Source organism: Mesobacillus subterraneus (genome assembly GCF_000934845.1).
Taxonomy (GTDB): domain Bacteria; phylum Bacillota; class Bacilli; order Bacillales; family Cytobacillaceae; genus Mesobacillus; species Mesobacillus stamsii.
Genome location: NZ_JXIQ01000125.1, coordinates 22,641 through 34,676 on the forward strand (window position 1 = coordinate 22,641; position 12,036 = coordinate 34,676).

Sequence of the window (12,036 nt, forward strand, 5' to 3'; positions counted from 1 at the left end):
GATATCAATGAATATCTTGAATTTGTTGTTCTTGTTCTTGTTCCAGCGGAGTTGATTCCTTTTGAGCTAACTGTTCCTCTAATGACCTGTTTTGCTTTTTCAAAGTCTTTACCTCACGTTGAAGGACAAACATTCTGAACAAGCCTACTGAACCAACAATGATTCCACCCATCAATACTGAACCAAGAATGATGAGAATCAGCGGCCACTTTGCTTGGCCAAATAAATAATTCACCGTTACCGAGTCGACATTGATGACAGCAAAAACGGCAACTATTAATGCAAAAGCAAGCCCTAGCAGCAACGTCCATTGAAACTTCATGTATTTCCCTCCCTTTTATTTTCTGTAATCTTCTCGCGAACTGTTCAATCTATCCGGCCAACCATCTGGAAAAAAGCCGAGAATTTTTGTTCATCCTTACACTTGTGGCTCATCTGAATAGACTTTCTTTTCCTTATAAGTCTTAATGGTGCCCTTCTTCTTAAGTTCTTTGTTCTTCCATCCATACCATAGCTGAGCAGCAAGGAAAACGGATGAATAGGTACCGGAGATCAGCCCGATTAATAACGCAAACGAGAAATTCCATATTGAGTTACTCCCAAAAATCAGGAGAGCTATTACAGTAATTACAACAGTGAGAACCGTGTTGACTGAACGGCCAAGCGTTTGACGCAGCGAAGAATTCACAATATCTTTAATTTCTTCAGATGTTCTCAAGCGTTTCTTTTTCTCCATATTTTCACGCATGCGGTCGAATGTAACGATGGTATCATTTATCGAATAACCGACGATGGTAAGAATCGCTGCAATGAACGTTATATCCACTTCTAGTCTTGTAATACTAAAAACAGCAATAACAAAGAATGCATCGTGCAGCAAGGCTAAAATTGCCGCGATCGCCATTTTTGCTTCAAATCTGACCGTTACATAAATAATGATTCCGATTGCAGCAATGACCAATGCAATCATTGCATTTTTAGCCAGCTCTTTTCCAATGGTAGGCGAAACTGTACCGATATTTGGTTCTGATCCGAATTCTTCTCTCAACTGCGATTTGAGGTTGGAAATTTCCTCTTTGTTTAAAACATCTTTAAATCTTGCTACTCCAATTTCCCCATTATCTCCTGAGATTACGATATCGTCCGTCACGATATTTGCCTTAGCAAGCCCTGTCTTTACCTGTTCAGTAGTCAGCCTGCTGTCAGATAGAATTTCAACTCTTGTTCCGCTGGCAAAGTCAATACCCAAGTTCAACCGGAAGGCAATCACGACAACGATCCCAATCCCGATTAAAATCGCCGATGCAGTAAAATACTTTTTGCGATGTTTCACAAAATCGAATCGATCAAATTTTGTTTTAAGATCAATCGGATCCAAACCTTCGGAAAGTTGATGAACTTCTTCTTTCTTTACACCAAACAGCCATAGTTTATTGTTAAACAAACCACTGTTGACTAATAGTCCTAGAAATAGTCGAGTAGCATAAACGGCCGTAATGAAGCTCGCAAGAATGCTAAGGATCAACATGGTTGCAAAGCCTTTTACTGAGCTTGTCCCATATGCAAACAGGACAATTGCGGCCAGTAGTGTAGTCAAGTTCGCATCCAAAATGGTCGATAATGAGCCCTTGCTTCCCGCTTCGAATGCTGCCTTGATTTTTCTGCCTACTTTTATTTCTTCTTTAATGCGTTCATACGTGATAATATTGGCGTCTACTGCCATCCCCACTCCGAGGATCAAAGCTGCAATACCTGGTAGTGTCAATACACCATTCATCCAATCAAATATCAATAAGATTAGATAAATGTAAATCGATAAGGTAACAATTGCCACCATGCCAGGCAAACGGTAGTAAAACAGCATGAAAAGGAATATTGCTGCAACGCCAACGATGCCAGCTAAAATGGTTTGATTTAATGCTTGTTCACCGAATTTGGCGCCAACGGATGTGGAATAAGTTTCTGTCAGATGAACCGGCAGGGAACCCGCGTTAAGGAGGGACGCAAGCTGTTGTGCCTCCTCAATTGTAAAGGTACCGGTGATTTCCACATTCTTTTGATTCAGGATTTGATCTACATTAGGATTAGAAAGAAATTTAGGGTTTGGTTTCATTCTTTCTTCTTTGTAGGAATCCTTGCCTTCTTCAAAGTCCAGCCAGATGATCAGTTGATTATCAGGTGCCATATCACGGATTTCTTTTGTGACTTTCCCGAATTGATCTCCATCTTTTAACGTGATTGAGATGCTTGGTTTGTTTTGTGAGTCAAAGCTTTGCTTCGCCCCATTTTCCTCCAGATCACCGCCATCCATCATGACGCGGTCGTTCACGTCGCGGAAAGTAAGATTCGCTTCTGTAGAAAGGATTTCTCGTGCCTTATTTTGATCCTTTACCCCAGCTAGCTGTACTCGAATCCGATCTTCGCCTTCTATTTGAATGTTCGGTTCGCTTACACCAAGAACGTTAATCCTTCGTTCCAGTGCGTCCGCAGTACTTTTTAAGGTTTCCTTGTCGACTTTTTGCCCTTCTTTTCCATTAAGCGGCGTCACTTCATAGAGCACTTCAAAACCACCCTGCAAATCGAGGCCAAGGTTTATATTCTTCAATATATTCTGAGTTGTTGCACCCATGGCGCTACCAATGAAAATAATCAGTAAAAAGAAGGCCAAGATGCGGCTGCGTTTTCCCATTATGTAAAAATCCTCCTTATTCTTTCCTGTGCCAGACAGTTCACCGTACTATTAAAAAACAATCAATTTACAGCATTCTAATTATGTATCAGTTTAAAAAAACTGTCAATGAAGCTTTTCAGATTCTCATTCAGCGAAGTTCTTTTGTTCGTTCCTCCTCCGTTACTTCAGCAATTTGTTCATCTCTTCTTCATTATCCAATGCCAAATCGCCAAGTTTGAACGCTTCGACAGTGGTGAAATTCATCACATCGCCGATTTTTGCGGACAGAATGTCGGCAACGATTTCATATAGTTGGATGTCAGCCTTTGGTTTTTTCCACTTTTTCTTTGTTAGGTAAAGCCATAGTTCCGGTCCTTTCACTTGTTCATATCCGAATAGTTTGAACTCCTCGATTTTGCTTTCTAAAGCTGGCTTCACTTGCTTGTAATATCGTCCATACTGATGGGTTTGTTCCATCGCAAGGCCTCCTATTCCAAATTTTCAAGCCTTTTAAAATTTTAACCTTGTCATGCTTTGTCCACTTTCCTGCATATAGTTAATTGTATAGGAAATATGCACATTTGAGAAGGCAGGGAGCGGAATGTCTAAATTTTTAAAAGGAACTTTTATTTTGCTGGCAGCCGGGCTCGTAACAAGGGTTCTCGGTTTTATAAATCGGATTGTCATTGCCCGTTTCATTGGTGAGGAGGGTGTTGGTCTCTATATGATGGCCTTTCCAACTCTGGTTTTAGTGGTGACCATCACCCAGTTGGGCCTCCCGGTCGCAATTTCAAAAAATGTTGCGGAGGCTGAAGCAAGAGGCGATTTCCCGAAAATCAAAAAGATACTTGTCGTTTCACTCGCCACGACGATCTCATTGTCGATTTTATTTACACCTGCCCTAATTTTCCTAGCCCCATACCTGTCAGAAACATTATTCACAGACCCAAGAACCCAGTGGCCGCTTCTGGCAATCGCTCCCATTGTCCCGGTAGTAGCAATTTCTTCCGTTCTGCGCGGCTACTTCCAAGGCAGACAGAACATGAGACCTTCTGCGATTTCTCAGGTGATTGAACAACTTGTCAGAATCACATTGATAGCGGTTTTGACCAAAACATTCATCCCTTATGGAATAGAGTATGCAGCTGCAGGCGCGATGATCGCTTCCGTGATCGGGGAGCTCGTTTCCTTGATTTACTTAATGACCACTTTTAAACTTCGAAAAAAATTCAGATTGCGGAAAAACTTTTTCCAGTATGTCCAAAATGGACAATCCACCTTCCATGACTTAATGAAGATTGCCCTGCCTACAACAGGGTCAAGGTTAATTGGATCTGTTTCCTGGTTTTTTGAACCGATCGTCGTTGCCCACAGTCTTGCAATTGCAGGTGTGGCGGCTGTCGCGGCAACCAAACAATATGGTGCTTTAACGGGCTTTGCAATGCCATTGTTGCTATTGCCATCCTTCATTACTTATTCTCTGTCTACCTCTTTAGTCCCGGCAATCAGTGAAGCGAATTCCCGCAAGAACATGAAGGTGATTGAACACCTCTTGCAGCAATCATTGCGATTTTCTCTGTTAACTGGCGGGCTCGCTATCGTCGTTTTATACGTATTGGCCGAACCTTTAATGACCTTGATGTACGGGACAGCAAATGGTTCAGCCTTCATCAAGCTGATGGCACCATTCTTCCTGTTCTACTATTTTCAGGGTCCGCTCCAGGCAGCACTTCAGGCTCTTGATTTAGCAAGGGCTGCGATGATAAACAGCCTGATTGGAAATCTTGCGAAAACGGCAGTGATCTTCCTGTTGGCAAGTCAGCCTGCATTCGGCATCAATGGGGTCGCCCTTGGAATGGTCATGGGAATCGTCCTGATCACACTTCTCCATTTTGCAACGATGCTTAAGGCCGTTTCCTTCACGTTTTACGTAAAAGATTATCTAAAGCTTTTTGCCATCATCCTTGTTTCAGGCTCGTTTGGCTATCTACTTTGGGATTGGCAGGATCCCCGTCTGGGACTTGCGATAAATATTTTCATCAATGCAGGGGCAGCGACCACTCTGTATTTATCGCTTTCTGTTGTTCTTGGTTTAATCAGGAAAAGTGAGCTTATCAAACTGCAATCAGTTGCTAAATCTTTGTTTACATCTGATTCTAAATTTCCATTTTCCTGAATATGCTTGGACTAGGGTTTTCCCTGTTGCAGTGAATCAGACTAGAGAGGAGAGGGGTTAATGGAATCGAAAAGTTTAGGCAGGGCCGTCCTGTACGGAGTGATTGCCATTTTTCTACTGGCAATCGTGAGTAGTTTTCTATTTTCACTGCTGTTACAATTCACTTCAGTCCAGGAATCATCGCTACACTACGTGATGACCTCCATTTCGTTTTTATCCATCTTTATCGGCGGATTTGTCACTGGCGGGAACGGCAAAGAAAAAGGCTGGATCATCGGTGGGGGAACAGGCCTCCTTTATACCGTGATTATTTTCCTGTTTCAGTATCTCGGTTATGACAGTCTTTTTTCGTTAGAACAAGTCATCTATCATATTTGTTACATTCTCACAGCGATGATGGGCGGAATACTCGGAGTCAATATTGTCGGCGGTACTTCAAAAGCATAAAAAGAAGCGGGCAAGCCCGCTTCTTTTTTCATAATACTTGTCAGTGCTGTGTAATTTTCGTTTATACACTTGCAGTTTCTTTGACGTCGCGAATAGCCGCACGATCATATGTAAGACGGCTTCCGTCGCCACATTTGATAACAACAGTACCTTCTTCAATTGCATCAACGATTCCATGCATACCGCCGATCGTCACGACCTTATCCCCTTTTTTCAGGTCACTCTGCATTTGCTGAACCGCTTTTTGCCGCTTTTGCTGCGGGCGGATCAACAGGAAATAAAATAATACAAACATCAGCAATAACGGAAATACTGTAGTAAGTAATCCACTCATATCTTTCCCCTCCTTTCCTGTTTAAGGATGCTAAAGCTTATGAAGCCAAAAACACCTTATTAAAAGCAGTTTATTTAGAAGTTTTTGGCATTTGGTTTATTGAAACCATATTGCTCAAAAAACTCATCTCTAAAATCCCCCAGACGGTCTTCGCGGATCGCCTGTCTGACCTGCTCCATTAAGTTTATCAGAAAATGAAGATTATGATAAGACGTAAGTCTAATTCCGAATGTTTCATCTGTTTTAATCAAGTGACGGATGTATGCTCTGCTGTAATTTTTGCAAGTATAGCAGTCACAGTTCGGATCCAATGGGCCAAAATCGCGCGCGAACTTGGCGTTCTTCACAACCAGTCTTCCCTCGCTTGTCATCAGCGTGCCGTTGCGGGCGATACGCGTTGGCAACACGCAATCAAACATATCGATTCCACGAATTGCACCATCAATCAAGGAATCTGGTGAGCCAACCCCCATTAGATAGCGGGGCTTGTCGGTCGGCAACCAAGGAGTGGTGAATTCAAGCACCCTGTTCATGACTTCCTTCGGTTCACCGACTGATAGGCCGCCAATTGCATAGCCAGGGAAGTCCAAGGAGACTAGGTCCGTTGCACTCTGCTTTCTCAGTTCTTCATTTTCACCGCCTTGGACAATTCCGAATAGTCCTTGATCCTGTGGACGCTGATGGGCAGTCAGACAGCGTTCAGCCCAGCGCGAAGTTCTTTCGACCGATTTTTTCAAATAATCATATTCAGCTGGATATGGCGGGCACTCGTCAAACGCCATCATGATATCCGAGCCAAGAGCGTTTTGGATTTGAATCGCTTTTTCCGGAGAAAGAAACAATTTGTCTCCATTCAAATGATTGCGGAAATGGACGCCCTCTTCTTCGATTTTTCTGAGATCGCTTAAGGAGAAAACTTGAAATCCCCCTGAATCGGTGAGAATTGCTCGATCCCAGTTCATAAATTTATGCAGGCCGCCAGCTTCTTCGATGATATCATGACCCGGCCTCAGCCAAAGATGATAGGTGTTGCTCAAAATAATTCCAGCCCCCATCTGGACCAATTCCTCTGGTGACATTGTTTTGACTGTCGCCAGTGTTCCAACGGGCATGAAGACAGGGGTTTCAAAAGAACCGTGCGGTGTATGCACACGGCCAAGCCTCGCCCCTGTCTGCTTACAGGTTTTAATTAATTCGTAACGGATTGCTGACAATGTTTAAGCTCCTTCCAAAAGTTCATCATTCATCGTTTCTTTTCTAAAGAATCAGCATCGCATCTCCAAAACTGAAAAAGCGATATTTTTCCTTTACTGCTTTATCATACGCATTCAGGACATTTTCTCGTCCAGCCAAAGCACTTACCAGCATAATCAGTGTCGACTTTGGCAAGTGGAAGTTCGTGATCATCCCGTCGATTGCCTTGAATTCATACCCCGGGTAGATGAAAATATTTGTCCAACCATTTTCCGCAACAAATGTACCTTCATTTGCTGTCGCGATCGTTTCCAGTGTCCGCGTCGACGTCGTTCCCACTGTGATGATTCGTCCACCCTGCTCGCGGACCTTATTCAAAAGCAATGCAGTACCTTCTGTGACTTGATAAAATTCTGAATGCATATCGTGTTCTTCAATAGAATCGACGCTGACAGGCCTGAACGTTCCCAGACCGACATGAAGAGTAATAAAGGCGATATGGATTCCGGTTTCCTTGATTTCTTCCAGCAGTTCCTCTGTAAAATGCAAGCCCGCAGTTGGGGCTGCTGCAGAACCTCTTTCTCTGGCAAACACAGTCTGGTACCTGTCCTTATCCTCAAGCTGTTCCTTTATATAAGGAGGGAGCGGCATCTCGCCCAGCTGTTCAAGAACTTCATAGAATATCCCTTCATATGAAAACTTCAGATCTCTGCCGCCATGGTCCTCTTCCCCGGTGCATACTGCTGTCAAAAGGCCATCCCCAAAAACAATTTTTGTGCCTTTCTTCACTCGCTTTGCCGGCTTGACAAGCGTTTCCCACTCATCACCTTCAAGTTGTTTTAGGAGCAGTACTTCAATTTTGGCTCCTGTGTCCGCTTTTATACCAAAAAGCCTGGCAGGAAGAACCTTTGTATCGTTCAGTACGAGGCAATCGCCTGGATGGAGGTAGTTTTTTATATTCTTGAAAATATCATGTTCCACGCTGCCCGATTCTTTATTCAAGACCATTAACCTGCTTTCCGCTCTTTGTTCCAGCGGTGTCTGGGCAATCAGTTCCTCCGGCAAATGAAAATCAAACAGATCTACTTTCATGTTGTCACCCTTACTAATTTCTTAATTTGGCCTTACATTCTCATCTAAACCTGCCGATAAAATAAAAGATCGCTGATAAGATGATGCTTGCGAGGATGGATGTCACAATCGGAAAATAAAACGTGGTATTTCCTTTTTTAATGACAATATCCCCTGGCAGTCTTCCTATATGGACAAATTGCATAACAAAGCCAATGATGAAGATGGCTGCTCCGGCGATCATAACGAATTTCGCTGCTCCTGTCATCGTTCTGGCACCTCCATCTCAAAATGCCGGTATACTGCCTCCGTAACCATTCTTCCCCTAGGAGTCCTCTGCAAAAACCCGATCTGCAATAGATATGGCTCATACACATCTTCAATTGTTTGTGATTCTTCCCCAATCGTTGCAGAGATCGTCTCTATGCCAACAGGACCGCCCCGATATTTTTCAATAATCCCTTTGAGCAATTTATGATCGATATGATCCAGGCCCAAACGGTCGACTTGCATAAGCTCCAATGCTTCCCTGGCAATTGTTTCCTCTACCGCACCATTGCCCCGAACCTGGGCAAAATCACGTACACGTTTTAATAGACGATTAGCGATCCTTGGTGTTCCACGCGACCTTCTCGCAAGTTCCTGTGCCGCAAGCCAATCTATCTCTGTTTCCAAAAGTTCCGCAGTCCTGACGACAATATCAGTTAGCTGTGACTCATTATAGTACTCCAAACGACTCAAAACTCCAAACCTGTCTCTTAATGGGGCAGAAAGGGAGCCTGCACGGGTCGTCGCACCAACAAGCGTGAACGGAGGCAGATCAAGCCGGACAGAACGGGCACTCGGTCCTTTTCCAATGACAATATCAAGGCAAAAATCCTCCATTGCTGGATAGAGTACTTCTTCAATCGTCCTTGGCAGCCTGTGAATCTCATCAATGAACAAAACATCGCCAGGTTCCAAAGCCGTTAAAATAGCCGCTACATCACCAGGCCTTTCAATGGCCGGACCTGAAGTTGTCCTTAGATTGACACCCATTTCATTAGCGATGATCGCTGCCAGTGTCGTCTTTCCCAAGCCGGGCGGCCCATAGAGCAGAACGTGGTCAAGCGATTCCCGCCTGAGTTTGGCTGCTTCAATAAACACTGCAAGATTGGCTTTTACTTTATCCTGGCCAATATATTGTCTCAATGTCTGGGGTCGCAGGCTTTGCTCAAATGAAAGATCCTGCTCGCCCGCTCCACTGGAGATGATACGTTCTTCCATCCGTTTCTCACCTACTTTTATGCTGGATAATCAAAACTGCTAATTGATTGTCGCCTAATTTATTTTAACAGTTTTTGCAGTGCTTTCTTGATATATTGGTCTGTCGTCAATTGTTCCGCTCTTAATTCCGGAGAAATTCTGCGGATTTCCTTTTCTGAATAACCAAGTGCCTTTAATGCAAGCAATGCTTCCTCTAATTCATGAGACTCGGAAATAGCCGCAGCCACCTCTTCGGCATTAAATAGAGTAGGGAAAGAATCTGGCACAAGATCATGCAGTTTTCCTTTTAAATCAAGGATCATTTGTCTTGCAGTCTTCTTTCCTACTCCAGGAAATTTGATAAGGAAGTCTTCATCCTCCTTTTCAACCGCTTGGACTACCTGGCCGGGCTCTCCTGAAGCAAGGATGGCCAGCGCCCCCTTTGGACCAATTCCTGATACGTTCAATAGCCTGGTGAAGAGTGCCTTTTCCTCTCTCGTCTTGAACCCATAAAGAGAAATAAGATCTTCACGGACATAATGGTAAGTATAAATTTGAATTTCTTTTCCTGCTTCTTTGGTGAATACAAAGGGATTTGGCGTGAAAATTTGATAACCAATCCCCATATTTTCAATCACTATATATTCAGGACCGACAAAATCGACAGTGCCTTTCATAAATTCATACAATACGCTCGCTCCTCTGCTTTGCTGTAACTCATTTTACCACACTCCATTTAAAGGAATGAACTAAAATATGCAAATAGGCGAACATATGATCATTTTCTTTTAAAAAAACCACTAAAATGCAAATAAGAGCCAGTCCTCCCGGCTCTTTATTGTATGTCATTCACCGTATATGGTTTAAAAGTTTCTAATACCTCTTCATAGCATTGTTTGCTACGGATCGGGATTCCCTTTTTCAATTCATCTCGCTTGATGCTCTCGAGTTTGCCTAGATCGATTTGAAAGAAAGATTGAATGATTTTCGAGCCATTCGGCCTTCCGTTAAAAATTGTCAATATCCCATCATCTGACAGTCCAAAATATCCATTTGCCTTTAAAAGTGGGGAAATATCATCAACTTCCTGCCTAAACACTGCCTTCTTTGCTTCCATATCAACAAGCTGCCATTTTTCATATTTTGTCCAAAAGTCTTCTAACGACCAAATCGTCTCAACGACTTTTTCTTCACTGATTTCACCATCAAGATACACTCTCTGTAAAATGATTGTCACCTTAAGAGGTTCATTGTTTTCATGGACTGCTTCACCAGGCTTCTCAGCATGAACCTGCCCTGAGGAAAGTACTGGATCAGCTCCCGATAGACTGATAAGGAGCAATACAGCTGTGCTGAACGCTTTGATATAAATGATTGAAGCCACTGCCGTCCACCTCTCTTATTTGACAAATTCTTTTTCACTACTAGTATAGCCAATCAGATCTTAATTATCCGTTGCTGAAATCGCTAATTTATTTTGCTAGTTCTGATTGAACGTCAGCTAAAAATTTTTTCCTTTGTTGGAACTGGTTGATCGTCATGTCAACCAATGGGGAAAGTCTGATTGGGGGAATAGGATTTTGTTCTCTTACTAGCCGGTTCCATTCTCTTAAGATATCTGCTGGATACAATAGACCGTATAAAAACGATTCGTAACGAAGCCATTTTTTAAAATAAAAAATTTTTTTCAAGGAGTCGAAATTCCAATCCAGATAAGGCAGAATTCGGTTGGCGTACTGAAGCATATCATACGCTCTTGGTCCTATGCTGATCAAATCAAAATCAATTAAATAAAGCTTTCCCCCTTTTGCTCGAAGAAAATTATGATGCGCAACATCGCCATGAAGGATCGTTGGCTGCTCCTGTTCAAGCTCTGTTTTTAAAGCGGAAAAACGGCTTAAAGAAACCTCCGCCCAACCAAGGATTTCGTTGGTGACAGCGCTATTCACATAAAAATGGACAACTGGCAAATTTTTAGTGAATTCATCCTTTCGGTGCTGCCATTTTCTCGCCAAATCTGCTTTTGGAAGCATTCCTGTAAAGGATGGCACTAGCAATCCAGAATGATCATGGAATTTACTAAGAAGCGCGACTCCTTCGTCTCTTTCTGATTGTGTCCCATAGTCAAATCGCTTTTCCTGTTGTTTCAAGTATTCAATACAGCCATAATATAAACCCTGAAATGGAAGAATTGATTTCATCCTTAAAAATTTATAGGAAGAGTCAAAGCCGGCATGTCTCAAAGAGGAAGTAAATGCCTCCTGAATCTTTAATTTTCTTAATTCTTGATATCCTTTTAAAATGAATCGGGAATCTTGGGTGTCGACAAGATAGACATTTCCTCTCAATGGTTTGATGCTATGAATAGTTCCGTCCAACTCGCTGTTTAAATAAGAGAAGAGACGATTTAAAAAATAATCGTCTCCTCCTCTCCTGATGTTAATATTCATTGCTCTCTTCGTCATTAGACCTTGGCAATGGCATTCCGTATTCTCCACCCATCGCACCTGCTCCATATGGATCCATGAAACCAGGCCCCATGCCCATTTGGTTGCCGAAATGCGGCTGCATATGCATTCCAGGTCCGCCTGGATAGCCATAAGGCATCATTTGATGAGGATGCATTCCAGGTCCACCCGGATAGCCATAAGGCATCATTTGATGAGGGTGCATTCCAGGTCCACCCTGATAGCCATAAGGCATCATTTGATGAGGGTGCATTCCAGGTTCATACATGCCATAAGGGCTAGCCATTGTGCTGTCACAGCCACAATCACCCATTGCACCTTGAACTGCTTGCTTAGGCATCATAGGATTCTGCATCATTCCGCCAACCTGCGGCATCATTGGCATGTTCCCTGGCATCATTCCCCAGTTATTCGGCATTTGGTTTTCCAT

13 protein-coding genes and 1 pseudogene are annotated in these 12,036 nt (G+C 43.0%); 2 read left to right on the top strand and 12 right to left on the bottom strand.

The genetic code is table 11. The annotated features are described in order from the left end of the window. Window positions 1–4 precede the first annotated feature (4 nt). From UB32_RS15480 to UB32_RS15490, 3 genes are all read right to left on the bottom strand, one after another. The gene (locus UB32_RS15480; RefSeq protein ID WP_044395294.1) at window positions 5–322 is read right to left on the bottom strand and encodes a LapA family protein; all 318 of its coding nucleotides are present in this window, start codon (window positions 320–322) and stop codon (window positions 5–7) included. A 96-nt stretch (window positions 323–418) separates the two neighbouring features. Further along, on the bottom strand, window positions 419–2,689 hold the full coding sequence (secDF, locus tag UB32_RS15485; protein ID WP_044395296.1) for a protein translocase subunit SecDF: 2,271 nt from the start codon (window positions 2,687–2,689) through the stop codon (window positions 419–421). Window positions 2,690–2,851: 162 nt separating this feature from the next. Then, a complete protein-coding gene (locus UB32_RS15490; protein ID WP_044395298.1) occupies window positions 2,852–3,148 on the bottom strand; it encodes a post-transcriptional regulator in 297 nt (98 codons plus the stop codon). A 124-nt stretch (window positions 3,149–3,272) separates the two neighbouring features. Here UB32_RS15490 and spoVB point away from each other — a divergent pair, with 124 nt between their 5' ends. Further along, the gene (gene spoVB, locus UB32_RS15495; protein ID WP_044395301.1) at window positions 3,273–4,847 is read left to right on the top strand and encodes a stage V sporulation protein B; all 1,575 of its coding nucleotides are present in this window, start codon (window positions 3,273–3,275) and stop codon (window positions 4,845–4,847) included. 60 nt (window positions 4,848–4,907) lie between these two features. Further along, a complete protein-coding gene (locus UB32_RS15500; RefSeq protein ID WP_044395304.1) occupies window positions 4,908–5,294 on the top strand; it encodes a TIGR04086 family membrane protein in 387 nt (128 codons plus the stop codon). Window positions 5,295–5,355: 61 nt separating this feature from the next. On the opposite strand, the gene yajC is transcribed toward UB32_RS15500, so the two are convergent. From yajC to UB32_RS20070, 9 genes and pseudogenes are all read right to left on the bottom strand, one after another. Continuing rightward, window positions 5,356–5,628 (bottom strand): preprotein translocase subunit YajC, encoded by a 273-nt coding sequence (gene yajC, locus UB32_RS15505; RefSeq protein WP_044395306.1) that lies wholly within the window; start codon window positions 5,626–5,628, stop codon window positions 5,356–5,358. A gap of 74 nt (window positions 5,629–5,702) precedes the next feature. After that, on the bottom strand, window positions 5,703–6,842 hold the full coding sequence (gene tgt, locus UB32_RS15510) for a tRNA guanosine(34) transglycosylase Tgt (RefSeq protein WP_044395308.1): 1,140 nt from the start codon (window positions 6,840–6,842) through the stop codon (window positions 5,703–5,705). Between the two features lie 43 nt (window positions 6,843–6,885). Further along, the gene (gene queA / locus UB32_RS15515; protein ID WP_044395310.1) at window positions 6,886–7,914 is read right to left on the bottom strand and encodes a tRNA preQ1(34) S-adenosylmethionine ribosyltransferase-isomerase QueA; all 1,029 of its coding nucleotides are present in this window, start codon (window positions 7,912–7,914) and stop codon (window positions 6,886–6,888) included. Between the two features lie 40 nt (window positions 7,915–7,954). Next, window positions 7,955–8,161, bottom strand: a complete 207-nt coding sequence (locus UB32_RS15520) for a DUF2905 domain-containing protein (protein WP_044395313.1) — start codon at window positions 8,159–8,161, stop codon at window positions 7,955–7,957. After that, a complete protein-coding gene (gene ruvB / locus UB32_RS15525; RefSeq protein ID WP_044395315.1) occupies window positions 8,158–9,159 on the bottom strand; it encodes a Holliday junction branch migration DNA helicase RuvB in 1,002 nt (333 codons plus the stop codon). Before ruvB ends, UB32_RS15520 begins: the two co-directional genes overlap by 4 nt. A 59-nt stretch (window positions 9,160–9,218) precedes the next feature. Then, window positions 9,219–9,827: a Holliday junction branch migration protein RuvA gene (gene ruvA, locus UB32_RS15530; RefSeq protein WP_044395317.1), complete on the bottom strand. Its 609-nt coding sequence runs from the start codon at window positions 9,825–9,827 to the stop codon at window positions 9,219–9,221. Window positions 9,828–9,973: 146 nt separating this feature from the next. Next, entirely contained in the window at window positions 9,974–10,522 is a 549-nt protein-coding gene (locus tag UB32_RS15535) for an intercompartmental signaling factor BofC (protein ID WP_052807066.1), read from the bottom strand. 88 nt (window positions 10,523–10,610) lie between these two features. Further along, on the bottom strand, window positions 10,611–11,636 hold the full coding sequence (locus tag UB32_RS15540; RefSeq protein ID WP_198528209.1) for a phosphotransferase: 1,026 nt from the start codon (window positions 11,634–11,636) through the stop codon (window positions 10,611–10,613). Continuing rightward, window positions 11,578–12,036: pseudogene (locus UB32_RS20070) on the bottom strand (hypothetical protein); the annotation flags it as partial. The pseudogene UB32_RS20070 and the gene UB32_RS15540, both read right to left, overlap by 59 nt.